General features: G+C 61.1%; 21 protein-coding genes. 12 read left to right on the top strand and 9 right to left on the bottom strand.

The features are described 5' to 3' along the window. Window positions 1–200: 200 nt before the first annotated feature. Genes wecB through NKH30_RS09245 form a run of 3 tightly spaced genes read left to right on the top strand, consistent with a single transcriptional unit; the run spans window position 201 to window position 3,479 of the window. Complete coding sequence (gene wecB, locus NKH30_RS09255; protein WP_352541699.1) at window positions 201–1,355, top strand: non-hydrolyzing UDP-N-acetylglucosamine 2-epimerase; 1,155 nt, start codon at window positions 201–203, stop codon at window positions 1,353–1,355. Continuing rightward, entirely contained in the window at window positions 1,348–2,679 is a 1,332-nt protein-coding gene (gene wecC, locus NKH30_RS09250) for a UDP-N-acetyl-D-mannosamine dehydrogenase (RefSeq protein ID WP_352541698.1), read from the top strand. Before wecB ends, wecC begins: the two co-directional genes overlap by 8 nt. Further along, window positions 2,676–3,479 (top strand): WecB/TagA/CpsF family glycosyltransferase, encoded by an 804-nt coding sequence (locus NKH30_RS09245; protein WP_031211886.1) that lies wholly within the window; start codon window positions 2,676–2,678, stop codon window positions 3,477–3,479. Before wecC ends, NKH30_RS09245 begins: the two co-directional genes overlap by 4 nt. Before the next feature lie 31 nt (window positions 3,480–3,510). Here the strand turns inward: NKH30_RS09245 and NKH30_RS09240 are convergent, their stop codons facing one another. Together NKH30_RS09240 and NKH30_RS09235 are read right to left on the bottom strand one after the other, a co-directional pair. Next, window positions 3,511–4,359 carry an isocitrate lyase/PEP mutase family protein gene (locus NKH30_RS09240; protein ID WP_352541697.1) on the bottom strand — a complete coding sequence of 283 codons (849 nt, stop codon included), beginning with the start codon at window positions 4,357–4,359 and terminating at the stop codon, window positions 3,511–3,513. A 267-nt stretch (window positions 4,360–4,626) separates the two neighbouring features. Then, window positions 4,627–6,066, bottom strand: coding sequence for a lipopolysaccharide biosynthesis protein (locus NKH30_RS09235; RefSeq protein WP_352541696.1), 1,440 nt, complete (start codon window positions 6,064–6,066; stop codon window positions 4,627–4,629). A 169-nt stretch (window positions 6,067–6,235) separates the two neighbouring features. Between NKH30_RS09235 and NKH30_RS09230 the strand changes: the two genes are divergently transcribed. Next, window positions 6,236–7,354: a glycosyltransferase family 4 protein gene (locus tag NKH30_RS09230; protein WP_352541695.1), complete on the top strand. Its 1,119-nt coding sequence runs from the start codon at window positions 6,236–6,238 to the stop codon at window positions 7,352–7,354. On the opposite strand, the gene asnB is transcribed toward NKH30_RS09230, so the two are convergent. Continuing rightward, window positions 7,328–9,253: an asparagine synthase (glutamine-hydrolyzing) gene (gene asnB / locus NKH30_RS09225; protein ID WP_352541694.1), complete on the bottom strand. Its 1,926-nt coding sequence runs from the start codon at window positions 9,251–9,253 to the stop codon at window positions 7,328–7,330. The two genes, NKH30_RS09230 and asnB, sit on opposite strands and share 27 nt — an antisense overlap. A gap of 168 nt (window positions 9,254–9,421) precedes the next feature. Next, the gene (locus NKH30_RS09220; protein ID WP_352541693.1) at window positions 9,422–10,663 is read right to left on the bottom strand and encodes a glycoside hydrolase family 5 protein; all 1,242 of its coding nucleotides are present in this window, start codon (window positions 10,661–10,663) and stop codon (window positions 9,422–9,424) included. Between the two features lie 116 nt (window positions 10,664–10,779). Here NKH30_RS09220 and NKH30_RS09215 point away from each other — a divergent pair, with 116 nt between their 5' ends. The 3 genes from NKH30_RS09215 (at window position 10,780) to NKH30_RS09205 (ending at window position 15,109) form a co-directional block, all read left to right on the top strand. Further along, window positions 10,780–12,708, top strand: coding sequence for a heparinase II/III family protein (locus NKH30_RS09215; RefSeq protein WP_352541692.1), 1,929 nt, complete (start codon window positions 10,780–10,782; stop codon window positions 12,706–12,708). Window positions 12,709–12,947: 239 nt separating this feature from the next. Then, entirely contained in the window at window positions 12,948–13,943 is a 996-nt protein-coding gene (locus NKH30_RS09210) for a sterol desaturase family protein (RefSeq protein WP_352541691.1), read from the top strand. Continuing rightward, a complete protein-coding gene (locus NKH30_RS09205; RefSeq protein ID WP_352541690.1) occupies window positions 13,940–15,109 on the top strand; it encodes a GNAT family N-acetyltransferase in 1,170 nt (389 codons plus the stop codon). Before NKH30_RS09210 ends, NKH30_RS09205 begins: the two co-directional genes overlap by 4 nt. Before the next feature lie 145 nt (window positions 15,110–15,254). Here NKH30_RS09205 and NKH30_RS09200 read toward each other — a convergent pair whose 3' ends face one another. The 5 genes from NKH30_RS09200 to NKH30_RS09180 form a co-directional block, all read right to left on the bottom strand. Then, entirely contained in the window at window positions 15,255–15,566 is a 312-nt protein-coding gene (locus tag NKH30_RS09200) for a UBP-type zinc finger domain-containing protein (protein ID WP_352501352.1), read from the bottom strand. A 429-nt stretch (window positions 15,567–15,995) separates the two neighbouring features. Then, the gene (locus NKH30_RS09195) at window positions 15,996–16,922 is read right to left on the bottom strand and encodes an NADP-dependent oxidoreductase (RefSeq protein ID WP_352449638.1); all 927 of its coding nucleotides are present in this window, start codon (window positions 16,920–16,922) and stop codon (window positions 15,996–15,998) included. Between the two features lie 113 nt (window positions 16,923–17,035). Next, window positions 17,036–17,473, bottom strand: coding sequence for a CBS domain-containing protein (locus NKH30_RS09190; protein WP_352472517.1), 438 nt, complete (start codon window positions 17,471–17,473; stop codon window positions 17,036–17,038). Beyond that, a complete protein-coding gene (locus tag NKH30_RS09185) occupies window positions 17,470–17,604 on the bottom strand; it encodes a hypothetical protein (protein WP_352501351.1) in 135 nt (44 codons plus the stop codon). The genes NKH30_RS09190 and NKH30_RS09185 overlap by 4 nt, the downstream gene beginning before the upstream one ends. A gap of 375 nt (window positions 17,605–17,979) precedes the next feature. Continuing rightward, complete coding sequence (locus tag NKH30_RS09180) at window positions 17,980–18,855, bottom strand: AraC family ligand binding domain-containing protein (protein ID WP_502895678.1); 876 nt, start codon at window positions 18,853–18,855, stop codon at window positions 17,980–17,982. Between the two features lie 198 nt (window positions 18,856–19,053). Between NKH30_RS09180 and NKH30_RS09175 the strand changes: the two genes are divergently transcribed. The 5 genes from NKH30_RS09175 (at window position 19,054) to NKH30_RS09155 (ending at window position 26,657) form a co-directional block, all read left to right on the top strand. After that, complete coding sequence (locus NKH30_RS09175; RefSeq protein ID WP_352541689.1) at window positions 19,054–20,520, top strand: alpha-glucosidase/alpha-galactosidase; 1,467 nt, start codon at window positions 19,054–19,056, stop codon at window positions 20,518–20,520. A 119-nt stretch (window positions 20,521–20,639) separates the two neighbouring features. Further along, complete coding sequence (locus tag NKH30_RS09170) at window positions 20,640–22,724, top strand: ABC transporter substrate-binding protein (protein ID WP_352541688.1); 2,085 nt, start codon at window positions 20,640–20,642, stop codon at window positions 22,722–22,724. Window positions 22,725–22,836: 112 nt separating this feature from the next. Beyond that, on the top strand, window positions 22,837–23,844 hold the full coding sequence (locus NKH30_RS09165) for an ABC transporter permease (protein ID WP_352452370.1): 1,008 nt from the start codon (window positions 22,837–22,839) through the stop codon (window positions 23,842–23,844). A gap of 1 nt (window position 23,845) precedes the next feature. Beyond that, window positions 23,846–24,979, top strand: a complete 1,134-nt coding sequence (locus NKH30_RS09160; RefSeq protein WP_352541687.1) for an ABC transporter permease — start codon at window positions 23,846–23,848, stop codon at window positions 24,977–24,979. 10 nt (window positions 24,980–24,989) lie between these two features. After that, on the top strand, window positions 24,990–26,657 hold the full coding sequence (locus tag NKH30_RS09155) for an ABC transporter ATP-binding protein (protein WP_352541732.1): 1,668 nt from the start codon (window positions 24,990–24,992) through the stop codon (window positions 26,655–26,657). Window positions 26,658–26,666: the final 9 nt, after the last annotated feature.

Below are 26,666 nucleotides of genomic sequence, written 5' to 3'. Positions count from 1 at the left end.
CCAATATATTCTTTTTCAAGACTACTGCCATAGACTACTTGTCAGTCCAACCTTTCACAAGAGTTAAACCGGGAGAACGCGGCGTTGGTTGTTAATCATATATTAAGAATTGAGATCACGAAGGCGCTTTCCGGCGCTATTATGACTCTTGCGGGCAATAGTCGGCATGTCCCGAAGGCTGCAGGCGACCAGGATCAGCGATGAACGTCCTTTCACGTCCAAAACTGCCATCCAGGCAGAAACTGCTGATCGTGTTCGGCACTAGGCCGGAGGCACTCAAATGCTTTCCAGTGGCGCGTGCCGCCCTCGCTCATCCAGGCTTCATCACCGAAATATGCATAACCGCCCAGCATCGTGAAATGGTCGACCAGGTTGTCGAGCTGACCGGCTTGCCTGTGCACCACGATCTCAACATCATGCAACCCGGCCAGTCGCTGTTCGATGTGACCTCGCGCGTGCTCCTGGGCATGGCCGAGGTGTTGGACAAGGCGAAGCCCGATATCGTCATGGTACAGGGCGACACCACCACGGCAATGGCCGCGGCTCTTGCTGCCTTCTACAAGCGTATCCCCGTCGCTCATGTCGAAGCAGGATTGCGCAGCCACAACATCAACTCGCCGTTTCCTGAAGAACTGAACCGCAAGATTGCCGGCGACATCGCCACCTGGCATTTTGCGCCGACCGTTCAAGCGCGCGACAATCTCATCGCCGAAGGAAAGGCCGAAAGCACCATTTTCGTGACCGGCAACACGGTGATCGACACGCTGTTGCATTTTTCAAGCGCGATCGATGCCGACAGGCTGATGAACGCGAAGCTCGCTGCCAGCTTTCCCTTCCTCGATCCTTCCAAGAAGATGATCCTCGTCACCGGACATCGCCGCGAGAATTTCGACGGCGGCATCCAGCGCATCTGTACGGCGTTGAAGGGATTGGCGGCGCGGGGAGACGTGCAGATCGTCTACCCTGTCCATCCAAACCCCAATGTGCGCTCGGTGGTCAACGCAGAGCTGGAAGGCGTGCCGAACATCCATCTGGTCGAGCCGCAGGACTATCTGCCGTTCCTGTACCTGCAGAAGCAGAGCTATCTGGTGCTTACCGATAGCGGCGGCGTGCAGGAAGAAGCGCCGTCGCTCGGCAAGCCGGTGCTGGTGATGCGCGAAAATACCGAGCGACCCGAGGGGATCGTGGCCGGCACCGCCCGCCTTGTCGGCACCGATGTCGAAAAAATCCTGTTCAACGCCAATCGCCTGCTCGACGATCAGGCTGCCTATCGCGGCATGGCGGAACGACACAACCCATATGGCGATGGCCGGGCTAGTAACCGGATTGTTGAGGAACTGCTGCATCATGGCTGAAATCAAAACCGTTTCCGTAATCGGCATGGGATATATCGGCCTGCCGACCTGCGCCATTTTCGCCAGCCGCGGGCTCAACGTCATTGGCGTCGATGTCAACGGAGCGGTGGTCGAGAAGGTCAATCGCGGCGAAATCCACATCGTCGAGCCGGACCTTGACGGTCTGATCCAGAAGGTCGTGGCGAACGGCAAGCTCATGGCCTACAGCACGCCGCAGCCGGCGGACGCCTATATCATCGCCGTGCCGACCCCGATGACCCACGATCATAAGCCGGACGTAACCTACGTGCTCGCGGCGGCACGAAGCATCGCCCCCGTGCTGAAGCGCGGAGACCTTGTGGTATTGGAATCGACATCGCCGGTTGGAACCACGCGTATCATGACCGGGCTGCTTGCCGAGTTGCGGCCTGATCTCAAATTTCCTGTCCAGCATGGCGAAGACGCCGATGTGCTGGTCGCCTATTCGCCCGAGCGTGTGCTGCCGGGAAAGGTGCTGACCGAGCTGATCAACAACGATCGCTCGATCGGCGGATTGTCCCGCAAATCGTCGGAGCGGACCGCGGCACTCTATTCAACCTTCGTCACCGGCGACCTGTTCATGACGACGGCCGAAAGTGCTGAGCTGGTGAAACTGACCGAGAACGCGTTCCGCGACGTCAACATCGCCTTCGCCAACGAGCTTGCCGCCGTGTGTCAGGACCTGTCGCTCAATGTATGGGAAGTGATCGATCTCGCCAATCGACACCCTCGCGTGAACATCCTCCAGCCGAGCCCGGGCGTTGGCGGTCACTGCATTGCGGTCGATCCATATTTTATCATCGACGCCGCACCCAACAGCACGCGGCTGATGGCTTCGGCACGCCGGATCAATTCCGAACGGCCCATGTCGGTGGTCAGGGATATCGAGGCCTTGCTCGACCCCTCCCGCAAACAGACGATCGCCTGTCTTGGCCTCAGCTTTAAAGCCAACATCGACGATTTGCGCGAGAGCCCGGCCGTCGAGGTGGTGAAACTTCTGTCCGATATCCCCAATGTGAAGATCATTGCGGCTGAACCCAACACAAATGCGCTGCCGCATGAGCTCGAGGGCAGGGGCATCGTGTTCACCGACGCACTTTCGGCCATCGACAAGTCCGATATCGTCGTCCTCCTGGTCGACCATCGGCAGTTCAATCTGGTCGACCCCGAAGCGCTCAAGGATAAGAAGCTCGTCGATACGAGGGGTCTGTGGACATGGCGCAAGGCACGCAAGCCCGACGCCCGCATCGAAGGCAAGAAACCAGAGGTCGCACAAGTGACACTTGCAAGGGAGCAGGCCGCATGAACGCGCACGCCCCGGCATGGGCGCAGCATTCCCTGTTGGCATCACGGCGCCGGGAGTTCCTTGGCGCACCGATCCATGCGCTGACCATGGCCGAGACACTGGCCATCGCCGACGAGGCGATGACCCTGGGGCGGCCGCTGCATCATGTGGTCGTGAACGTCGCCAAACTGGTGACCATGCGCCAGAATGCCGAGCTGCGCGAGGACGTGGCCGGGGCGGACGTGGTCAATGTCGATGGCATCGGCGTGCTTTGGGGTGCACGTCTGTGCGGCGTCGCGCTGCCCGAGCGGGTGGCGGGCGTCGACATCATGATCAATCTGCTGAGCCTCTGCGCGAAGCGTGGATTCAGGCCGTATCTGCTGGGGGCCGAACAGCACGTTCTCGACGCGGTTGTAGTGAGACTTGCCAAGGACCATCCGAGCCTCGTCATAGCGGGAATGCGCAACGGCTATTTCAAGCCGGAGGACGAGGCCGGGATCGTCGCGGCGATCAACGCCTCGGGCGCCGACTGCCTGCTGGTGGCCATGCCGACACCGCGCAAGGAACGCTTTCTCAAACGCTACCGCGATGAACTCGCCTCAAGTTTCGTGATGGGCGTGGGCGGCAGTTTCGACGTCTATGGGGGCAAGGTTGCCCGCGCGCCGAAGCTGATACAAGCGGCCGGCCTGGAGTGGCTGTTCCGCGTCGTCCAGGAGCCGCGACGCTTGTGGCGCCGCTACTACGATACCAACACTGCCTATGCGGGACTGCTGTGCCGGGAGTTCTGGGAGCGTCGCTGGCGCCGAAACGCCGGTTTATAGTTTCGCCTACGGGGCTCCAGCGGCGCGGCGCCTAATGTCCGGAACGCAGGCGTCGCCCCCTTTCGACCACAGGCTTAGGATCGCGAAGACTGTTCCAGGCCAGAGCGCTTTCCAACGCCGTATATTTCCCGGTTGCGATCTCCTGGCATATTTTCATTAGTGCTCCGCCAGCGGCGCGCGCAAGTGAGCCGCCCACGCTTATCCGCCGTACACCGGCCTCGGCAATCTGCTCGAATGTGAGACCGGAAACACCTTGGCCAAGGACATGATTCACTGGTGCACTGACAGAGCTGCAAATCTGCTCGAGAGACGCCAGGTCCGGGACGCCCGGCGCATACAGCACCTCAGCGCCAAGAGCTTCGAAGGCCTTCAGGCGGCGAATTGCCTCGTCGAGACCATATACGCCTTTACCCATCCCATCGGCGCGGGCGGTGAGTACGATGTCGTATTTTCGAGCAGCCGCAACCGCCGCCGCTACACGTGCCATCGCGGTATCAAAATCGCGTATTGGCTGGCCGGGATTTGGTTGTCGATCTTCGATCGAAAGTCCAGCCAATCCCGCTTCGGCGGCAAGCCGGACGGTTTCAGCCACGCCTTCTGGTGTGTCTTCATAACAATCTTCCAAATCGGCAGTGACCGGCACGGTCGTCGAGGCTGCGATCTCGGCGGCATATGCCAAGCTTTCGGCGCGGCCGACTTCCTTTGCTCCGTCCTTCTTCCCCTTCGAAAAGGCGTAGCCCGAAGAGGTAGTCGCCAGCGCCCTAAAACCCAGACCAGCCATCATCCGCGCGCCGGCTACGTCCCAAGGGTTTGGGATCACGAAGCAGCCGGATTTATGAAGAGCGCGAAATTGTTTAACCTTCTTGGATCGGGAAATCACATTGCCCCCTCAGACTTGGACAAGAAGCCGGGTTCGACTAAATGCCGATGATTGCAGCTTTTCAATCATCCGTTTCTCGCCCGACTGCGATCCCGCGGATTCGTTGGCATTTTTCCGCCGAGCGCGACGTGCGGACCATTATGGCGCCTCGCTCTCATGACCCGAACACCCGGAGACCGAATGTCGGATATGCAACGAGCCCGTCCCCGGCAAGGTACACCATGTGTTGTAAGCCTCAGAAATACCTGCTTACAGATCGCTTGGAAATTACGCGATCCGTAGCCGCGCTCGCAGCTGGGCGACGAATTGCGTCGCTGCCACGGGGTGGAACAACGAGGTCAGCCCGAAGAAAACCGCGGCGCCGGTGGTGCCGCCGGCGACAAGCGAGAAGATCGCCGGCAGGTCGCCGGCCACCATGCTGGCAAGCTTGGCGGCCACCCCCGTGCTGAGCGAGATGATTACCGAAACACCGATGTCGCGCCACGGCACCGGCACCGGTGTGAGCCGCTCGCTGATGATGATGCAGGTTATGGAGCCCACCACCGAGCCGCCCGCCAGCGCCAAAGCGGCGCCGATCTCCGCCATCGGGGGGATCAACAGCAGGGACAATGCGATTGTTGCCACCGAGCCGAAGAGATTGGCGATGATCAGCAGCCACGGCCGCTTGTGCGCGTGCACCACGACGCCATAGACGAAGCTGGTGAGGTTGGCGCACAGCACGCTGAAGGCAATGATCGGAAACAGCAGGCCGAAGCGGCCGTGATATTGCGAGGGCAGCATGAGCTCGGTGATATCGCTGCTGAGCGCGACCAGCATCGCTGCAATCGGCAGGCAAAGCCGCATCATCAAGGCCATTAACTGCGACAGCAACCGACCCGATGCCGCGGGCCCATCCTCGTCGAACCGGCTAACCACCTCGGGAAAGGCGCCCATGTTGATGGCGTTGGCGACCATATCGATCGGCTGGCGGGCCAGCGCATAGGCTGCGGCGAAGATCGCCACGGCGCTGGCATCGTAATAGAACTTGAGGAACAGACGCTCCGCGCTGTTGAGCCCGAAGCCAACCAGCGCCATGATGATCAGCGGCACACCGAGCGCAAAGAAGTCCCTGTGGGTGAAACGCGGCGGACCGGCAACGAGCCGTCGCGATGCCATGATGCCCGCCACGATGCCGGCAATCAAGGCGCCGAGGCTCGAGCCGAGCGACACCGTCAGAAAGCTATCCTGAAAGACAAGGATAGCGCCGATCGGTAACGCGAGTTGCAGCAGGGCACGCAGGGCTTCTAGCATCGAATAGACCGAATGGCGCTGCTGCATCTGCAGCACCGTCAACGCGAAGCGGCTGATGGACCCGGCGACCAGATAGCCGCAGACTGCGATCGCGAACTCGATCCAGCGTTCAGGCACGATCACCGCCGACGCGCCTACCGATATGACCAGCGCCAGTGCCGTGGTGGCAAGCAACACCTGCCCGGCCAGCATCAGGCTGCCGCGGCTGACTTCGCCCTTGCCGCCAAGCCTGAGCAAGGCGATGCGCAGCCAGTTGGTGACGGCAATGTCGGTCATTTCGCCGACGGTCACCACCAGGGTGAGCAGGCCATACTCGGTCTGGTCGATCAAACGCGTCACGACGACCAGCAGGAGCAGCGCCGAAATTCGCGTCAGCAGGATCGCCGGAGCATAAATGAGCGTGGAACGGAGCAGCAAGGGCGTGTCCCTGGAAAACTCACCTTCGACTAGCCGCCGACTGGCGGAAAATCCAGCCCGATGACGCCGAAGGGTGAACAGATTCAGTTTGAACTAAAAGATTTGCCGTAAAACTTATCGGGAACGTTTGCTTTGCAGTTACCCGGTCTGTGTTATTTAGAGTACCATCATGTTGCAGCGCCTCATATCCGATCGAAAAATACATGTCCTGGTCGCGACGCCCTCGGGCGTTTCGGGGCAGGGCGGCATCGACCGCATCATGGGCGCGCTGAAGCAGGAGTTCGAACGGCAAGAAATCGCCGACATCGATGTGTGCTTCCTTGCCAGTCGTGGCCCGGGGCATGTCGGACTTTCGATCTTCTATATGCTCGGTTTTTGCTTACGGATGCTTAAAGCGCGTCTGGCTGGACGCGCCGATGTCATTCATATCAACATCTCAGTTTCCGGCAGCACCTACCGCAAGATGGTGATCGCCGCCTGCGCACGGCTGCTGTCGATACCCTATGTCCTGCATTTGCACGGGGCGCAGTATCAGACATTCTGGAAAGCCGACCGCGGTTTCATTAGCCGCCGTATCAAAGCTCTGTTCGAGCATGCCGATCGGGTGATCGTTTTGGGCAGGCTTTGGCGCGATTTCGTCGCCAGCCGGGCGCCGGGCGCAGCCGGCAATATCGTGATCGTGCCCAATGCGACCGAAGTCCCGTCGCTGGCGCATGTCGGCGGCGGCGACCATGTGCATATCCTGTTCCTGGGCCGCATCGGCGACCGCAAGGGCGTACCGCAATTGCTCGAGGCACTGCACCGCATGAGCCCTGTCAAGAATTGGCGTGCCACGATTGCCGGCGATGGCGAAGTCGAGGCGGCACGGGCAAAATCGGCCGCGCTGGGGATTGCAGACCGGATCGCCTTTCCGGGTTGGGTGGGACCGGACGATGTCGCATCGCTGATTTCTTCGGCCGATATTCTGGTTCTTCCATCCTTCGCCGAAAATCTGCCGATGTCGGTGATCGAAGGCATGGCAGCCGGTTTGGCGGTGGTGGCGACCCCGGTTGGCGCCGTCGAAGACATAATCACCGACGGGCAATCCGGGCTGCTGGTGCCGCCAGGCGATGTTACAGCGTTGACCGAGGCGCTGAGCCGCCTCGTGGAGAACCCGGCACTGCGGGCAAGGCTTGGTGCCGGTGCCATGGCCGTGCATCGGGAACGGCTTGAGCTCGCCCCGTTTGTCGGCGCAATCTGCGATGTCTGGCGGTCGGCCGCGTCAAGCCGTCAACCGGTCAAGCGCTGAGGCCGACGATCGCGGCGGCGCGTCGAGCCTGAATTCGCGGTGGAATATCTCCAAATTCAACAGCGCCCATATCAGCTTTTCGTGGTCTGCGGCACGCGTGGTGTGTTCCGAGACGATTTGATCTAGCTGTTTCGGACTCAGATAGCTGCGAATGACGGAGTGAGGCGAGCAAAGATGGTCATGCACGTAGTTCCTCATCGATCCGCGAAACCATTCGGCGACCGGTACCTTGAACCCGACCTTGCGGCGGCTGAGAATTTCCTCCGGGAGGATATTGGCCATGCTGTCGCGCAGGATCTGCTTGCTGTGCAACCAACCCAGCCTGTAGCGATCGGGCAATTTGCTGACGAACGAGACCAGATCGCGATCGAGGAACGGCATTCTTCCTTCGATTGAACCGGCCATCATCATGTGGTCGCCTCGTTCCAGGAGATTGTCGGGCAGCCACGATGTCTGATCGAAAAACAACACGCGGCGAAGATGGGAGGCCGCAGCACTTGACGAGAACGGAAAGTCATTGCGCTCATAACGGCGATTTGCGGACGCGCCGATCAGGCAAGCGCTCTGCTGCGCCGAAACGGCTCCAAACCAGGAGACCATCCGGGCGGCAAAGTCCCTTTCGCCCGCGGTGCGGGCAAATGTATCGACCTTGGCCGACGCGCCCGGCATGGCGCGTGCCAAAGGAGAAAGGACGTTATCGTGCAGCGAGGCTGGAACAAGCGACTGGTAGATCCCGGCCAGTGACTCCGCGCGATGCTTGGGATAGCCGCCGAGAATCTCGTCGGCTCCTTCTCCGGTGAGCACCATCTTGACGTCTTGCGAGGCTCGCTCCGACATCAGGTAAATTGGAATATCGCTGCTTTGCGAAACAGGTGCCCCGCGTTGGCGAACCATCGTCGGCAGATGATCCATCAGATCGCCTGGCTGGATTACAAGTTCGCAATGATCGGTCTTGAAATGATCGGCAACGCGTCGGGCGAATGCAAATTCGCTATAGGCTGCGTTGTCGAACCCGACGGAAAACGTGCGAATGGGCGTGGCGCTGTGCCTGGCCATCAGCGCGACGATAGCCGAGGAGTCGAGCCCTCCGGAGAGAAAGGCCCCAAAAGGTGCATCGCTGCGCATCCTGATCTCGACGGAATGGTCGAGCAATTCCAGAAATCGCCGCTTGGCGGTTTTTCCGTCGATCCGCTCGGTAACGGCCGCCTGGTCCGGAGGCGTATAGTAGCGCGTTTCCTTGACTACCCCTTGCGACCAGACAGCATAGCTTCCGGGATTGAGTTTGCGGATCTGTTTGAAGAGCGTGCGCGGTCCCGGCACATAACGCCAGTTCAGATACTCGTGCACGGCATCCATATCGAGTTCCTGAGCATCTTGCTGCGATGACAACAATGCGTTGATCTCCGAGGCAAACAGCAGCAATTTTTCGCTTTGCATGAGGTAAAGCGGCTTTTCCCCGAAGGGATCCCGGGCGAGGATCAATTCCTGCCTCTGAGCATCCCAGAGTGCAAAGGCGAACATGCCGCTCAGCCGGTCGAACATTGACAAGCGCCACTGATCGTAGGCTCGGAGCAGCACCTCGGTATCGGAGCGCGTTCGAAAATGATGGCCAAGGCCGATCAGTTCCTGGCGCAGCTCGATGTAGTTATATATCTCGCCGTTGAAAATTATTTTGAGACGACCGTCCTCAATCTGCATCGGCTGATTCGACTCGGGCGCTAGGTCAATGATCGCCAGGCGGCGATGAACCAATGCCAATTGTTGCTCGCCGGTATTCAGGTCCAATATCTCGGTGCCTTCGGCATCGGGACCGCGATGCCGCAATGCGTTTGACATTTTGGCGGCCCGCTCTTGTGGATTTTTAGCCCTTCGCCCGATCCATCCGGCAATTCCACACATTGTTCCCCCCTAGGCGCGCGCATTCCCCACTCAGTACAACAAATGTGTTAAACACTTCGTGCCAATACAACCCAACCGGGAGAAAGCTGCCGCGGGCCGTTCCTCGATCGAGCCTGGCGGGTCAGGGATTGCCACCGGTTGTTCGCTAGTGAGGGCGAGTGATGGCACCTATGGCAGGCCCAATGCCTGCAGCATCTCCGGGTCGGGAACCGGGGGACCATCGGGCGGGATGAGGCTCATCCCATAGGGATTGGAGAACTCCCAGGCAGACCATGGGATCGCGAAGCGTTCGGCCTCTCGGCGCACTGCCTTGAGATAGCGCGAACGGTCGGCCTCAAAGGCGCCCATGCGGCCGTCCGCGGACATGAGGATAGCGCCGAATTCGCCCATGAAGAGCCGCCGGCTGGGAATGCCATGGCCATCAGCCCAGTCGACAGCCTGGCGAAAGCTCGCCTCCAGTTGGCTCTGGCCCCAATTCTGCTCGAAATAGTTCGCGATTGCTTGGCGCGCGGTGGCCATGTTCATGACCTGCTCGACCCTGCTCAAGCCGGCAGCGTCCATCCGCGCTCTAAGGGTTTCGGTCACCACTTCGGGTGTACTGCTGTCGGCCGGCCAGGGAAGTCCCGAAGCAAAGCTGATCGTGTCATCGGGCCGCTGGTGGGTGAAGCTGTGCGGCTCATACATATGGAAGCTGTAATAGAGGTTTGGGTCATCAAAGCCGGGGCTGAGGTTGACCAATCCGGCAATGCTGCCGCCGCAGGCGCCGGTTGCAACGATGGTAAGTTCGCTGCTGACCGCTCGAATGTCGTGGACGGTCCCTGCCATGATCCGCTGCCAGTGATCGCTGCCGCTCGCATCGCAAGGGTAGTATGCGGGCTCGTTGTAAGGTTCGAGGGCGACTTTGTCGGTGCCTATCTTGACCAGCATGGCGGCGACCGCCACAACCATTTGACGATAGCGGGCAACGCCCTTGCTGTCGGCGCCACCATAGATCATCTCCATGCTGTAGTCGGTAACCTGAGTGACGCCATGCAGGTCGAAAACCACCTTGAGGCCGGTCGACGTGATCCGCTCGACGGCGGCGGCAAGAATGTCCAGCGCCTGCTGCCGCCTGGCGTCCCCGCTGGCAAGCAGCGGGCCGGGATCGACGCTCAGCCGGACGAAGTCGAAGCCCATCGATCGGATGTGGGCAAACACCTCCCCGGCCGGCCAGTCGGTGAGCGGCCTGCTTTCCGCAAGCCACTCCTTTTCGCTGCGATAGGGCGGCCAAACGTAGGTTCCGTCTTTCGCCACCGGCGACCAGTTGAGCCACTGATGCACGCCAACGCCGCGCTTGAGAGGGATGGGCTCTGCCTCGGCCGCCACAAGCAAGGCGAGCACCCAGGCAACAAAATACACCGCTTTTCGCATCGCTCCCTCCGCATGCTCGCGGGAGATATTAACCGCAACGAACGGGAAAGAAGATTGCCGGCCCGCAGCTTTTCGACGGCATGGTATACAAGGACCGAAACGTTGACGGGGCGTGCATGAGAATCGGCTGGTACATCAACCGATTGCGCAGCATGGGACCGGCCGAGGTGTTGCACCGGCTGGGCGAGCAACGTCGAAGGATCGCGTCGCGCCGCCGCGATGATGGGTGGGAACGCTATCCATCGCCGCAGTTGCACCCAGTGCTGCCCGGATTTCGCCATGCTGCGCTGGCAGCGACCGACGCTCAACGGCAGGCCATAGCGGCGGCCGCGCAAGAGATGCTTCATGGCCGGTTTTCGGCACTCGGGCGGACATGGCCAAAGCGTGAGCCCGATCGTTTGTTTCCTGCTGAGCTTTGGCGTCTTGATCCGGTAACCGGCAGGCTTTGGCCTGGCGCCGAGGCTCATACTTTCGATATCGATTTTCGCGATGGCGGCGACCTTGGCGATATAAAATATGTCTGGGAGGTCAACCGGCTGCAGCAATTGCCAGTACTGGCTGCACACCTGCTCCTCAGCGAGGACAATCGATCCCGGAGTGCCATTGAGGCGGCAATCTGCAGTTGGCATTCCGCCAATCCGCCGTTCCGAGGCATTGGCTGGGCTTCCGGCATCGAAGTAGCGCTGCGAGCCATCAGCCTGATCGTCACCCTGGACCTTATCGGTGACCGGCTTGACCCGGCGACGCTGCGGAAAGCCGGTGAGATACTCGCGGCAAGCGCCTATTGGCTGCCGCGGTTTCCGTCGCGATATTCCTCCGCCAACAACCATCTCGTCGCAGAGTTGGCTGGCGAATATCTGGTTGGCCTGGCGCTCGGGGCCGAATCCGAAATTGCCCGCAGCGCCCTCTTAAGTGAGACGCACAAGCAGATTCTTGCCGACGGCGCCGGTGCCGAGCAAACGCCGACCTATGCAGCCTTCAGCGCCGAACTCATCTTGCTGTGCGCCGCCGCGGCGCGCCAGGCGGGAACGCCGTTTCCCTCGGCCGTCGAAGCGCGTCTGGGCGCCTTCGCCAATTTCGTCGGCTGGCTGCCACAGAAAGCCGCCCGCTTCGGCGACGACGATGAGGGCCATGTGCTGAAGCTGGGCGACGAGCCGAACTATATCCGATCCGTCGCGGCCGCCATCCACGGCTTACTGGGGACGCCGGGCAACGCGCCGGAGCCTGACGATTTTCGTTCGCTTTTCTTTGGTGCGCCGTCAGGCCCGGCGCCCGCGGTGCATGGCTTGCAGACATTCACGCAAGGCGGGCTCTCCGTCTGGCGCGGAGCAATGAATGGCCGCAATGTCGAACTAACGTTCGACCATGGACCGCTCGGCTATCTCTCGATAGCGGCGCACGGCCATGCCGACGCGCTGTCGCTCACCCTGTGCATCGACGATGAGCCGGTGCTGGTCGATCCCGGCACCTGGCTCTACGGTTCGGGAGGCGCATGGCGCGACTGGTTCCGCTCCACACCGGCGCACAACACGCTGAACATCGAGGGCAAGAGCCAAAGCACCATCGCTGGAAATTTCAACTGGTCGCACAAGGCAGTCGCAGCGCTGGTGGAGAGCGAGCCGGGGACGCACTGGAGGCTGAGCGCCCGGCATGACGGCTATAGAAGCCGCTTCGGCGTCGTGCATCAGCGCACTTTGGCGCGCCAGGCCGATGGCATCCTCATCACCGACCAACTGCTCGGCGGCAGGCGCCAGTCCGAGATCGTCTTCCAACTGGCCCCCGGCCTCCATGCCGACCGGCACGAAGATACGGTCGCAGTATTGCGCGGCGACGAGGTACTGTTGGCCATCCGCTTTCCTGATGCTGTGCTCGATATCGGCGCCGGCGGTGACATGCCGGGCCAAGGCGGTTGGGTTTCACTGCGTTTTGGCACCAGGCAGCAAGCCGAACGCATCGCCTGGCACGGTGAAGTGGGCGAAGCCGGGATCGATATCCATCTTGCCCCAATTCACCCGCCGCAACAGCAAAAGCCGGTGCCAACGTAGAGTTGCCGGGCGAGTTCCAGCCGTATTCGACATTAATTACGTTTGGACATTTAGCGGTTTCGTTACCGTTGATCTGCTAGTCTCGCACCATCCAGCCTGCTTTGCCCGCTGCGCCCCGCAACAGCCACTGGTTGCAGGCGGCGTAGCGAGTTTGGCGGGAATTTTGTGCTTTGCTATTCGCCAGATCGCCTTCTTACGACCCCCAGACTGCCTTCTTACGACCAGGAGCCGCTGCATCAATGTTTTCCGAATTTGCCAGAGCGATTGTGGAAAAGCTTTCGAACGTCAATCTGACCACGCTCGGCCTGCTTCTCCTCACCGCACTGGGCAGCGCGGTGATCGCCTACTGGCGAACTGCCGAACATAAGTCCCTCAGGGACTTTTTCGACTTCGCCTTCCCACAGGAAGTCATCCTGCACCCGTCGGCGCGAGCCGACGCCATGTTCTGGATCACGAAACGGGCGATGATGCCTTTCCTGCTTATTCCTGCCGGCGTCACCTTCGTCGTCGCGGTGGGCTATGGCACACGCGAGGCAATTGGCTGGCTCCTTAACATCCACGCGCCGCTTCCCGGCGGCCCGGCGGGACCGGTGACGATCGTCATCTTCACCGCAACCATGCTGGTCGCCTATGATATTTCATACTACCTCTACCACGTCGCCCAGCACCGTTTCCCGTTCCTGTGGGAATTGCACAAGGTACATCATTCGGCCGAGGTGATGGTGGGGATCACCAAGGACCGGGTTCATCCGCTGGACGATCTGATGAACCGTATGTGGGATGGCGTCATCCCGGGCATCTGCTTCGGGATCTGGAGCCTGATCGCACTCGATCCGGTAGAGGTCGCTATCTTCGGCATCAACGTCTACGTCATCCGTAACATCCTGATGATGGACTTTGTTCGTCACACGCATCTCAAGATATCGTTCGGCCCGTTGAACAACATCATCCTGTGTCCGCACTGGCACCAGGTGCATCACAGCATCGACCCTCGTCATTATGACAAGAATTTCGGCCTGCTTTTTTCGTTCTGGGATCGTCTGTTCGGAACGCAATTTGTCCCGGAGCCGGATGAAGACCTGAAATTTGGCCTGGTCGATCGCGATGTGCGCGATTACCAGTCGCTCTTTGGGCTCTACATCCTGCCGCTCAAGAAGATGGCAAGGCATGTCATGCGACTGTTTCACAGACGGCCCAATGTGGTCGCGCAGCCACAGGACAGTTCTCCTTCATGAACACCGCTGTTTCCATCGACGTCCTAAGCGCGGAGCGCCTGGAAATCGTCCGTTCGGCGGATCGCCTGGCTGCGATCGAAGCCGCTTGGATGGAGCTTTGGCATCGTACCGACGGGCTGATCTTTCAAAGCCATGCCTGGATTTCGGCATGGTGGAGTACCGTACAACGCCGTGACCAGCGCGCGTTGCGGATCGGCCTGGTCTGGAAGGGCGAGAGACTCGTTGCTGTCGTTCCGCTGGCGATCGGCAGGCGCAGGGGGCTGCGGTTTCTCGAATGGGCGGCCGGCAGCTATACCGACTATGGGGATATTCTCGTTGCTCCGGAATGCTCGTTATCGGCGCTGCAGGAGCTATGGACCCAACTCTGCGATGCCGGCGGCTTCGACCTTGCCTTGATCAGTCGTCTCTCGCCGGATGCGGCGGCCCGCAAAATTTTCACGCCGGGAGCTTCCGGCGGCATCAGGCTTCGTCCGTTTCACCGAACGGAAGTCAGCTATCGCGTTGCCGGACAATGGGAAAGCGGAGCGGCATGGTTCGCGGGCCAGTCGAAAAAGACGCGCCAGAACTATCGGCGCGGCATCAAAGCGCTGGAAGAAACCGGAGAGGTGAGATTTCGCCTGCTTGCCCCCGACGAGCCGCTGCAACCGGTACTGGAGCGCCTCGCGGCCTTGAAGCGGAAATGGCTGACCGAGCGCATGCGTGAGTCAGACCTGTTCGAAGAGGGCGTCCCGGTACTCGCCGCGCTCGTCGGTGCGTTGGCGCGCGCCGGCGTGCTGCATATCTTCGTCCTCGAATGCAATGGCGTGATGGTCGCGGTGTCGATCAATTTCGTCCAGCACGACGTGATGATGGCCTTCGTGACGACGTTCGATCCGGATTTCGGCCGGGCGTCGCCGGGTGTGATCCTGTTGATGGATTACGTGCAGTGGTCGATAGATCACGGTTTGAGCACGGTCGATTTCCTCTGTGGCGCAGAGTCGTTCAAACACAAATTCTCAACGCAGGCGGTTACGCTGGAATCCGTCATCGGGACGCGCACGGCACAGGGCGCACTGGCATTTCTTGCCGATCGTGTCCTCCAGACGGTCAGGCATATGCGCGAGCGGTCATCGGCACCACCAGAGGGACGCGATGCGCCCGCTCAAGCCGAAGCAGCCTTGGACTAAAGCGCGTCGCGTTCGATCGGCCTCATGCAACGCGCTTTAGATTCTTGTTTTATACATGTCGTTATCGCAAAACCGCTGCACACTTTTGCGCGACATGCTTTAGAACGGTTCATCGTTTCACGGAAACGGCCCGCTCGCAAAAAGCTCAAATGAAGCGCGGTATCGGACCGTTTTGCGGCGTGGTGCGGTCGCCGAGGTCGAGGAAGATTTCGTCGATGTAGCACCATCCCCAACCTTCCGGCGGATCGTAGCCTTCGATGACAGGATGGCCGGTTGCCCGAAAATGCTTGGTGGCATGACGGTTGGGCGAGTCGTCGCAGCAGCCGACATGGCCGCATGTGCGGCAGAGCCGCAGATGCACCCACTGCGAACCGCTCTTCAGGCATTCCTCGCAGCCGAGCGCGCTCGGTGTCACGCCGCGAATGTCCCCGGCGTGCCTGCATTCGTCTGCCATCATACGCTCCTGACCAGTTGTGGCGCCACGGCGAGACTGCCGTTTCGCGCGAGATATTGGCGGGTTGAGACATGGTTCGAACCTATCGCCGGTTTCCGACAGTTTGAAGCGGTTTTTGCGGCTTGCGGCCGGTAGGAACCTGGCCCGCCTGTCGGTAAACGCTATGTCCTTCGCTTCGCAGTTAACTGATCGCAGCCGTGCGACGGTGTCGTCGCGACGTGCCTCACGATCCGTTGCATCTCCTTGATTTGTTTGATTTGCGCATCCCGGCAAACCCGGCGCATGCTGCTTTAGCCGGCACCTGCCTAAGCCGGCCAGGCCCGGCGGGCCGGCCTGTGTCAAACTCTCGGCCGCCGGGCTTCTGGACAGCAGAAAACGGCCTGTGTCCGAGCACTCCGCAAACTGGCCCGCGGCCTGTTGTTCGGCGAGTGCTCAGGCAGCTACCTGAAGCACAATCTTGCCGCGCGTGTGCTGCTTCTCGAGCTGTTCCTCGGCCCTGGCGACTTCCTCAAGAGGATAGATTGCCTGCACGAATGGCCTGACCTTCCCGGCGTCGATGAGGCGGCTGATCTCGGCAAGCTGCGCCGCGTTCGGCTTGGTCAAATAGGAAACGCCGCGAGCCCGATGCAGGCGGGCCTTCTCCGCCGACGGTTCGGAAAGCGTTGAGACGAGCGTCCCGCCGGGCTTGAGCACGTCCCACGAGCGGTCCTGTGTTTCACCCGCTACCAGGTCGAAGACGAGGTCGACGTCCTCGACAAGCTCCTCGAAGCGCTGGTTCTTGTAATCGACCGCCTGGTCGGCGCCAAGCGCGCGGACGAAATCGAAATCCTGCGCGGACACAGTCGTCGCGACAAACGCGCCCGCGGCCTTTGCGAACTGCACCGCCAGATGACCGACGCCGCCGGCGCCGCCATGGATAAGGACCCGCTGCCCGGATTTGAGGCCGCCGTGATCGAAAAGGCCTTGCCACGCGGTAAGGCCCGCAAGTGGCACGGCGGCGGCTTCGGCGTGGCTTAAGCGTTGCGGCTTCGCCGCCGCCTCCGTTGCCTTCACGACGACATATTCGGCGTTGCCGCCGCGGTCGTTGCCGAGCATGGCATATAGCGGATCGCCCTTCTTCAGCGTATGGGCCCGCGTGCCGCACAGTTCCACCACGCCGGATACGTCGCGGCCGAGCGTGACGGGCAGATCCGCGCCCGAAGAGCCCTCGCGAACCTTGTAGTCGACGGGATTGACGCTTGCCGCGTAGACCTTGAGCGTGACCTCGTCGTCATGCGGCTGAGGCAACGGAACCGCGTCCAGCGAAAGAACCTCCGGTCCACCAAAATCGTGGATACGGACGGCCTTCATCGTAATCATGGCTTGCTCCTCGTCGGGTTGCAGTCCAGTTCGCTCTGAACAGTTTCGCCGGCAGGCCGGCGTCTATCCAGCCGGCGGTTCGGTCGTAGCAAAGGCCGGCCGGTGGTGCGCCGTCAGTGTATCGTTTGCGAATGCTCGCCGCCGGGTTGCGAGATGCCGCTCAGCGCTTCACCTGCTGTCGCCGTCTCGCTGTTGGTGGCGAGGTCGCCCAGCGAAACGATGCCGACCAGGCGCTTGTCGCGGTTCAGCACCGGCAAGCGGCGCACTTTCAGGTCAGCCATGTTACGCAGAACATCCTCTGCGTCTTCGTCTTCGAAGCAATACCTGACCTCGGTGCTCATCACTTCCCGTACCTTGGCGTCAGGTGTCTTGCCTTGGGCGACGCCGCGGATTGCGATGTCGCGATCGGTTACCATGCCGACAAGCCGATCGTTCTCGCCCACCGGCATTGCGCCGGCGTCGAGGCGACCCATCATTTCAGCCGCATCGCGCAGGGTTTGCTGCGGACTGGCGATCTCGACGTCCTTTGTCATGCAGTTGCCAACTTTCATTTTAACCTCCCTTGGTTGCAGGGCCCGCCGCCGGTTTCCAGGATGAAAGGGTGAATGAGCGCCAGCGCAAAACGTTCCATGGCAAGACCCGTTTCGAGCGCTTCGCCGAAATCACCCTTGCCATCCTCCACCCGACTGCCCTTCAGGCGGTCGGCCCGGGAAAGGTCGGTTCCGAAGGAATTTCGGAAGGCGTGCCGGGAGGAACTCCGATCGGCTCCTGGTCCGGCGTCGGAATTGGATCCGGCGAGGGCGGGGGTACGCCTGGAGGTTCTCCCGGCGGAGTCTCCGGCGGGGCAGGCGGCCGGGCCGGCTCCGGATTGGGATTGTCCGGCAGTGGATTCGGGTTGTTCGGATCGGGGTTGTTCATCGATCACTCCCTGACATCTGTGGCCTGATCTCCGCCAGAGCGGGGGTGCCGCAGCGGCGAGCAGGCTCTCTTGTCCTAAACCGAGGGGAAGCAAAAGCGTTCCCGCATCCGATGCCAAGCGCGGTGCCAATCTATCGGGCTATCGGGCGGTTCCCAGGCTGGCATACATCCCGTTGGTGCGGAACTGCGTCGGGTTGATGCCGTAGAGGCGGCGGAAGACCTTCGAAAAATAATTGGCATCCTCGAAGCCGCACATGATGGCGACTTCCTTGACCGGCAGGAAATCGGCCTTCGTCAGCAACTTCGCCGCGAGCTGCAGTCGCTGCTGCAGCACGAATTCGGCGGGCGGAAGTCCCTCGCTCTCGGCGAAGCAGCGCGAGAAATGCGCGCGGCTCAGGCCGCTGATCTCAGCGAGATCGGCAACGCGGAGCGGCCTGTCGAGATTGGCCCTGATGTGATCGATGACCGGCTGCATGGCGCTCTTGTCGTCGGTGACGGCATGCGAGCCGAAGACATCGTCGTAGAGCGCCATGGCTGCTTCATAGGCGACGGCCGAGGCGGCTCCCGGCGAGACCGCGCCCGTGATCAGGCGCACACTGCAATCAGCCAGATGATCGATCGTCGAGGGCTGCAGCCGCAGCACCGGACCGACGGCGGCAAGGATCGACTTGTGGATGCGCAGTGCCTCCTCGCCGTTCATCGATATCCAGAAGAACTCCCAGCGTTCGCCCTTGGCCAGCCAGTAACGGTGGTTGTGCGGCACGAGAACCAGCAAAGTGTCGCCCTTTTGCAGGCGGTAGTTCCGGTTCTCGTAGCGCAATCGGCCGGTGCCGCTGATCGTATGCTGGAGCACGGTAAACGGCGTCAGGCCGCGCTTGCGCCCATCCCAGTCGTAGACCTCGTTCTCGCGCACTTCATAGCCGGTGCTTGTCGGCATGGTGTGTAGGCGCTGGCGCCCGCGCGGCAGCGATACCGTCCTGCCCGCCGGCCCGATGTCGATCAAGTTCCGCAGCACAAAATTACCCCTAAAAGCATAATCCTTCTCTGGTCGCGTGCCGAATAAGGCGCATAATCCCTCGAGAAAAGCAAAAGAAACCGCGGTCAAAGAGCGGATGGGAGGAAGTGCTGGATTCCAGCCTGCATAGCGTCGCAGGCGGGCCAGCCTCTTTTCGCCGCCTTTGCCCTAGCGTTCGATCAGGTCGAGGTGAGGCTGATGAGTTTCAAGATCGCTATCATCGGTGCGGGAAGCGTCGGGTTCACCAAGAAGCTCTTCACCGACATTTTGTGCGTTCCTGAATTCAGGGATGTCGAATTCGCATTGACCGATCTCAGCGAGCGCAACCTCCAGATGATCAAGTCGATCCTCGACAGGGTCGTCGAATTCAACAGGCTGCCGACCAAGGTTACGGCAACGACAGACCGCCGTGCTGCCCTCGAGGGCGCACGCTACATCATCAGCTGCGTTCGCGTCGGCGGTCTCGAAGCCTATGCGGACGACATCCGCATTCCCTTGAAGTATGGCATCGACCAGTGCGTCGGCGACACGATCTGCGCCGGCGGCATCCTCTATGGCCAGCGCAACATTCCGGTGATCCTCGATTTCTGCAAGGATATCCTCGAAGTCGCCGAGCCTGGGGCGAAATTCCTGAACTACGCCAATCCGATGGCCATGAACACCTGGGCGGCGATCGAATATGGCAGGGTCGATACCGTCGGCCTCTGCCACGGCGTCCAGCATGGCGCCGACCAGATCGCCGAAGTGCTCGGCGCCAAGTCGCGCACCGATCTCGACTACGTCTGCTCCGGCATCAATCACCAGACCTGGTTCATCGACCTGCGTCTCAACGGCCGCAAGATCGGTAAGGACGAGCTGGTTGCCGCCTTCGAGGCGCATCCGGTCTATTCGCAGCAGGAAAAGCTGCGCATCGATGTCCTGAAGCGCTTCGGCGTCTATTCGACCGAAAGCAACGGCCATCTTTCCGAATACCTGCCCTGGTATCGCAAGCGGCCGGACGAAATCACCCGCTGGATCGACATGTCCGACTGGATTCACGGCGAGACCGGCGGCTACCTTCGTTATTCGACCGAAACACGCAACTGGTTCGAAACGGAGTTCCCGCAATTTCTGGAATCCGCCGCCAGGCCGATAGACCCCGCCAAGCGCTCCAACGAGCATGCCAGCCACATTCTCGAGGCGCTGGAGACGAACCGCGTTTACCGCGGCCATTTCAACGTCAAGAACAACGGCATCATCACCAACCTGCCGCAGGACGCGATCATCGAGTCGCCCGGCTTCGTCGACCGCTTCGGTATCAACATGGCCTCCGGCATCACGCTGCCGGAGGCCTGCGCCGCCACTTGCATTTCCTCGATCAACGTCCAGCGCATGTCGGTTCATGCGGCGATCTCCGGCGATGTCGACCTGCTGAAGCTCGCGGTCCTGCACGACCCGCTGGTCGGCGCGGTTTCGACGCCGGAAGAGGTTTGGCAAATGGTGGACGAAATGGTCGTCGCCCAGGCTCGCTGGCTGCCGCAATATGCCGATGCGGTGCCGGCCGCGAAGGAACGGCTTTCGAAATCCAGGATCAAGACCCGCGAATGGGCCGGTGCGGCAAGGCGCGACGTCCGTTCGATCGAGGAATTGCGTGCGGAAAAAACGGCTCTCAAGCAGGCCGTCTGAATTTCGCCAGAACGGATCGCGGCAAGCTTTCGGGAGGATTTTCCGCACCCGTCTGTACATTCGTTCGAGGAGAAATGGAGCGGCGTCAACGCGCTCCTGAACAACAGGGAGGAGAGACGATGAGGAATTTTCGAAACATTGGCATTCTCGCCGGGCTGGCGCTTAGCGTCTCGGCCTCGGCGCTGAACGCGTATGCATCCGAGCCGACCGTGCCGCCGGTGCCTGCGCAATTTCCCGCCGAGGGAAAGATCAAATACGTCGCGCGCGACTCCATCCTGGAGTTCAAGGCACTTCCGGAATACCACGAACCCGATTGGGTCACCGACAAATACGTCAAGGCAGGCAAGCTGCCGCCGGTCAAGGACCGGCTGCCGAAGGAGCCGCTGGTCTTCAAGACCGGCAATATGCCGGACGGCGTCGGTGTCTACGGTGATACGATGCGTCATGTCATCGGCGGCCGGCCGGAGGGCTGGAACTACGGCGCCGGCCAGACGCAAGGCTGGGGCGGTATCGACATCGGCCTTTCCGAATGCCTGACGCGCACCGCGCCGCTGTTCCAGGTCGAGGCCAAGGACACGGAGCCGCTGCCGAACCTCGCCAAGAGCTGGGACTGGTCGAAGGACGGCCACACGCTGACGATGCATCTGGTCGAAGGCGCCAAATGGTCGGACGGCGTTCCGTTCAACGCCGACGATGTGATGTTCTACTGGGACGACGAGGTGATCGACCCCAATGTGTCGCCGCTGAACGGCGCGACGCAGGAGACCTTCGGCGTCGGCACGACGTTGAAGAAAATCGACGACTACACCGTCGAGTGGACGTTCAAGGACGCCTTTCCGAAACAATACCTTTACGCCATGGCTTACGGCACCTTTTGTCCGGGCCCGTCGCATATCCTCAAGCCGCAGCATCCGAAATATTCGAAGAACACCTACGAGCAGTTCAAGAACGCGTTCCCGCCGGAATATATGAACATGCCGGTGATGGGTGCCTGGGTGCCGGTGGCATACCGCCCCGACGACATCATCGTCATGCGTCGCAATCCGTACTATTGGAAGGTCGACGAGAAGGGCAACCAGCTGCCGTATCTCAATGAACTGCACTACAAATTGTCGACCTGGGCCGACCGCGACGTTCAGGCGGTATCGGGGGCGGGCGACTTCTCCAATCTGGAGCAGCCAGAGAACTTCGTCGCCTCGCTGAAGCGCGCGGCGCAAAAAGACGCACCGGCACGGCTTGCGTTCGGCGCGCGGCTGATCGGCTATAATCTGCGCATGAATTTCTCAGCCAATGGCTGGGGCAACCCCGACGAGCGCGGACAGGCGATACGCGAGCTGAACCGCAACGAGGACTTCCGCAAAGGCGTCACCATGGCGCTCAACCGCAAGGCGCTCGGCGACTCGCTGGTCAAGGGTCCGTTCACTGCCATCTATCCGGGCGGCTTATCCTCGGGCACGAGCTTCTACGACCGGAAGTCGACGGTCTACTACCCCTTCGATCTCGAAGGCGCTAAGGCGGAACTCGCCAAGGCAGGCCTGAAGGACACGGATGGCGACGGCTTCGTCAATTTTCCTGCAGGTACCGCCGGCGGCAAGAATGTCGAGATCGTGATGCTCGTCAACAACGACTACACCACCGACAAGAGCCTTGCCGAAGGTGTCGTCGCCCAGATGGAAAAGCTAGGGCTGCGGATCGTGCTGAACGGACTCAACGGCACCCAGCGCGATGCCTCGCAATACTCCGGCCGCTTCGACTGGCTGGTACGGCGCAACGATCAGGAGCTGACTTCCGTCGTCCAGAATACCGATCAGCTGGCCCCGGTCGGTCCACGAACCAGCTGGGACCATCGTGCGCCGGAAAACGGCGAGGTCGATATGATGCCTTTCGAGAAGGACCTCGTCGACATCGTCAACAAGTTTGTCTCGTCCGCGGACAATGACGAGCGCGCCAGCCTGATGAGAAAGTTCCAGAAGATCTCGACCGAGCACGTCTACAATGTCGGCCTGACGGAATATCCCGGCGCGCTGATCATCAACAAACGCTTCTCCAACATCCCGCAGGGCACGCCGATCTTCATGTTCAACTGGGCCGAGGATTCGATCGTCCGCGAGCGGGTCTTTGTCGCTGCCGACAAGCAGGCCAAGTACGAGCTGTTCCCCGAAGAGCTTCCCGGCAAGCCCGGAGACAAGGGCCCGATGAACTAGGTTTACCTCCCCTGACTGAGAACTCCGGCCGCGCCAGTTGGCGCGGCCGGACAAAGCAAACCTCCGTACGCTCAAAGAGAGCGACCGGCCAGACAAGGAAGCGGACCGACCGATGTTGCGATTCCTGCTCACGCGCATAGCGTCGGCGATCCCGGTCCTCGCCATTCTGAGCCTGGTCACCTTCGCCATCATCCAGGCGCCGCCGGGCGACTATGCCGACTACATCCGCTCGCAGTTGATCAATCAGGGCGGGGCCTCATTCGCCGAGGCCGACGCGCAGGCCAAGGCCTATCGGATAGAACACGGTCTCGATAAGCCGCTGCCCGTCCAGTATTTCAACTGGATCGGCGGCATCATCACCCGCGGCGATTTCGGCTACAGCCTCTATTACAACAAGCCGGTGGCCGATGTGGTGGGCGAGCGGCTGCCGCGCACGCTGCTGCTGGCGCTGGTGTGCCATCTGCTGGCCTCGGTCCTCGGTATCACCTTCGGCATATGGGCGGCGACCAGGCAGTACAGCTGGATCGACAGTACGCTGTCAGCGATTTCCTTCCTCGGCATGACGGTGCCGCGCTTCCTGATGGCGCTGATCATCGTCTATCTGCTGGTCTTCCAGTTCAACGTTTCCGAGATCGGCAGCTTCTTTTCGCCGCAATTTGGCGGGGCGCCGTGGTCCTGGGCGAAGTTCGTCGATCTCGTCCGGCATGTCTGGCCGGTTGTCGCCATCGCCACCTTCGGCGGGCTCGCCTACAACATGCGGGTGATGCGCGGCAATCTGCTCGACACGCTGAACGCGCAATATGTCGAAACCGCTCGCGCCAAGGGCCTTAGCGGCGGTGCGGTCGTGATGCGCCATGCGGTGCCCAATGCGCTGCATCCGCTGGTCATGTATCAGGGCGTCGTGCTGCCCTATATGCTGACCGGCGAGATCGAGACCGCGATCATCTTTGCCCTGCCGACCGTCGGCCCGGCGATCGTTGGCTCGATGGCGGTCGGCGACGTCTATGTCACGGCGACATTCATGATGGTGCTGTCGGCGACGCTGATCGTCGGCAACATCATCGCCGACATGCTGCTCGTCATGCTCGATCCGCGTGTGCGCCAATATGCAGGGTCCTGAGATGCTTGCTTTCGAGCCCTCGCTGCCGCCACTTGCCGAGGAACCGGCCAAGATCAAGCCGCGCGGCAATGAGAGTTACATCGCACTCGTCTGGCGCCGCCTGAAACGGTCCTGGACCGGCATGGCCGGGCTCATCCTGGTCGCGTTTCTGGTGCTGCTGGCGGTGTTTGCCGACTTCTTCGCACCGATGGATCCCAAGGTGACCGATGTCGGCTTCGCCCCGCCGCAGATGATGAGCTTCCATGACAAGGACGGCAACTTCGTCTTCCAGCCACGCGTCTATGCCCTGGCGGATTCGGAAGACCTCGACCCGGTCACCTTCCAACCCGTCGTCGGGCCGGACTACGACCATCCGCGGCTGCTCGGCTTCTTCGTCAAGGGAGCGGAGTACAGACTGCTCGGCCTGCTTCCCGCGAACCGGCACTTCTTCGGCTCGACCGACGGCCAGCCGGTGCACTTCTTTGGCACCGACAAATTCGGTCGCGATGTGCTGGCTCGTGCGATCTATGGTTCGCGCATCTCGTTGATGATCGCATTGACCGTGGTCTTCATCGTCACCGTGATCGGCACGACGGTCGGCATGGTGTCGGGCTATTTCGGCGGCACATTCGACGTCTGGGTCCAGCGCTTCGTCGAACTGGTGCTCGCGTTTCCGCAATTGCCGCTTTATCTGGCGCTGACCTCGCTGGTTCCGGTGACGGCGCCGACGAATGTCTTCCTGGCCTTCGTGATCGTTGTCATGTCGGCACTCGGCTGGGCGCAGATGTCGCGCGAAGTGCGCGGCAAGACCCTGGCACTGGCGCGGATTGATTACGTTCGTGCGGCGATGGCGGTCGGCGCCACAGATAGCCGCATCATCATGCAACACATTTTTCCAAACGTGATGAGCCACGTGATCGTTGCGGTCACGTTGGCAATCCCCAGCGTGGTTCTGCTCGAATCCTTCCTCGGTTTTCTCGGCTTCGCGGTGAAGCCGCCGCTGATCTCCTGGGGCCTGATGCTGCAAGACACCGCGACGTATTCGGTCATCGGCACCTATCCCTGGATCCTCTCACCGGTCGGCTTCGTGCTTGTCACCGTCTTCGCGTTCAACGCGCTTGGCGATGGACTGCGCGATGCGGTCGATCCTTATTGAGCATGAGATGATGCAACACGCGCTCGTCAAATCCTTCGCACCGCCTGTCCGGCTCGACCATGACGGCCGTTCGGAAAACCCGGTCATTGATGCCCGCAACATCGCCGTCGATTTCAAGGTCGAACACGGCATGATCGAAGCCGTCAAGGACATCTCCTTCCAGCTCTATCGCGGCGAGACGATCGCCATTGTCGGCGAGTCGGGATCGGGCAAGTCGGTGACGGCGCGCACCGTCATGGGACTGTTGTCGAAGCGCGCAGTCGTGTCGCCGAAATCGACTGTCGAATACAACGGGGCCAACATCCTGAAATTTTCCGAGCGTGCGCGGCGCAAACTGCGCGGCGACCGCATCTCGATGATCTTTCAGGAGCCGATGAGTTCGCTTAACCCGATCTACACGATCGGAAGCCAGATCGTCGAGGCGATACGGGTGCATCGCAAGATGAGCCGCAGGCAGGCCGAAGCAAGAGCGCTCGAGCTGCTGCAGCAGGTACAGATTCCTGAGCCCCAGGCGCGGCTGAAACAATACCCGCACCAGCTTTCCGGCGGCCAACGCCAGCGTGTGATGATCGCCATGGCGCTGGCCAACGATCCCGATGTGCTGATCGCCGATGAGCCGACGACGGCGCTCGACGTCACGGTTCAGGCGCAGATCCTCAATCTCATCCGAAACCTGCAGAAGAAACTGCGCATGGCGGTGATCCTGATCACGCACGACCTGACCGTGGTGCGGCAGTTCTCCGACTATGTCTACGTCATGCAGCATGGGGAGATGCGCGAGCACAATGTGACGGAGAAGCTGTTCGCCAATCCGCAGCATCCCTACACCTGTCACCTGCTTGCCTCCGAGCCGCGCGGCCAGGCCAATCCGTTGCCGGAAAGCGCCGACGTTATTCTTGAAGCTAGGAATGTGCGCGTCTCCTTCATGCTACGGCATGGCACGTTCATGAGGCCGGACCTGCGCGAACTCGTTGCCGTCGACAGCCTCAGCCTGACCCTTCGACGGCACGAGACGCTGGGTCTCGTTGGCGAATCCGGATCGGGCAAGACCACCTTCGGCGAGGCGTTGCTCAGGCTCAACACCACGGACAGCGGCGAGATCTATTTCGATGGCCAGCCGATCCATGGCTGTTCGCGCGCGCAGATGCGGCCGTTGCGGTCGCGCATGCAGGTCGTCTTCCAGGATCCGTTCTCGTCGCTCAACCCGCGCATGACGATCGGCCAGATCATCGAGGAAGGGCTGGTCGTCAACCGCATGGGCGCCACCAGGAACGATCGGATCGAGCGCGTGCGCGAGGCGCTGATCAGCGCCGGCATGCCCGGCGATATCCTCTCGCGCTTCCCGCACGAGTTTTCCGGCGGCCAGCGCCAGCGTATTGCGATTGCCCGCGCCGTCGCGCTCGAACCGGAATTCATCGTACTCGACGAGCCAACATCGGCGCTGGATCTCTCGGTCCAGGCGCAGATCATCGAATTGCTGCGCAAGCTGCAGCGCGAACGGGGCCTGAGCTACATCTTCATCTCGCACGACCTCAAGGTCGTGCGGGCGCTGTGCCACCGCGTCATCGTCATGCAGCACGGCAAGATCGTCGAAGAGGGGCCGGTCGACGAAGTCCTGTCCCATCCCAAGACCGCTTACACCGAACGGCTGGTCAAAGCCGCTTTCGAGGTAGCCTAATTGCTTATG

It is taken from the genome of Mesorhizobium sp. M1273 (assembly GCF_040318195.1).
GTDB lineage: Bacteria > Pseudomonadota > Alphaproteobacteria > Rhizobiales > Rhizobiaceae > Mesorhizobium.
This window is presented reverse-complemented; position numbering and strand designations above follow the sequence as displayed.

Bases quoted from the DNA above. Each gene is read 5' to 3' on its own strand.
- wecB (WP_352541699.1), top strand. From the start codon at position 201: ATGAACGTCCTTTCACGTCCAAAACTGCCATCCAGGCAGAAACTGCTG.
- wecC (WP_352541698.1), top strand. From the start codon at position 1,348: ATGGCTGAAATCAAAACCGTTTCCGTAATCGGCATGGGATATATCGGC.
- NKH30_RS09245 (WP_031211886.1), top strand. From the start codon at position 2,676: ATGAACGCGCACGCCCCGGCATGGGCGCAGCATTCCCTGTTGGCATCA.
- NKH30_RS09230 (WP_352541695.1), top strand. From the start codon at position 6,236: ATGTTGCAGCGCCTCATATCCGATCGAAAAATACATGTCCTGGTCGCG.
- asnB (WP_352541694.1), bottom strand. From the start codon at position 9,253: ATGTGTGGAATTGCCGGATGGATCGGGCGAAGGGCTAAAAATCCACAA.
- NKH30_RS09220 (WP_352541693.1), bottom strand. From the start codon at position 10,663: ATGCGAAAAGCGGTGTATTTTGTTGCCTGGGTGCTCGCCTTGCTTGTG.
- NKH30_RS09215 (WP_352541692.1), top strand. From the start codon at position 10,780: ATGAGAATCGGCTGGTACATCAACCGATTGCGCAGCATGGGACCGGCC.
- NKH30_RS09210 (WP_352541691.1), top strand. From the start codon at position 12,948: ATGTTTTCCGAATTTGCCAGAGCGATTGTGGAAAAGCTTTCGAACGTC.
- NKH30_RS09205 (WP_352541690.1), top strand. From the start codon at position 13,940: ATGAACACCGCTGTTTCCATCGACGTCCTAAGCGCGGAGCGCCTGGAA.
- NKH30_RS09200 (WP_352501352.1), bottom strand. From the start codon at position 15,566: ATGATGGCAGACGAATGCAGGCACGCCGGGGACATTCGCGGCGTGACA.
- NKH30_RS09195 (WP_352449638.1), bottom strand. From the start codon at position 16,922: ATGATTACGATGAAGGCCGTCCGTATCCACGATTTTGGTGGACCGGAG.
- NKH30_RS09190 (WP_352472517.1), bottom strand. From the start codon at position 17,473: ATGAAAGTTGGCAACTGCATGACAAAGGACGTCGAGATCGCCAGTCCG.
- NKH30_RS09175 (WP_352541689.1), top strand. From the start codon at position 19,054: ATGAGTTTCAAGATCGCTATCATCGGTGCGGGAAGCGTCGGGTTCACC.
- NKH30_RS09170 (WP_352541688.1), top strand. From the start codon at position 20,640: ATGAGGAATTTTCGAAACATTGGCATTCTCGCCGGGCTGGCGCTTAGC.
- NKH30_RS09165 (WP_352452370.1), top strand. From the start codon at position 22,837: ATGTTGCGATTCCTGCTCACGCGCATAGCGTCGGCGATCCCGGTCCTC.
- NKH30_RS09160 (WP_352541687.1), top strand. From the start codon at position 23,846: ATGCTTGCTTTCGAGCCCTCGCTGCCGCCACTTGCCGAGGAACCGGCC.
- NKH30_RS09155 (WP_352541732.1), top strand. From the start codon at position 24,990: ATGCAACACGCGCTCGTCAAATCCTTCGCACCGCCTGTCCGGCTCGAC.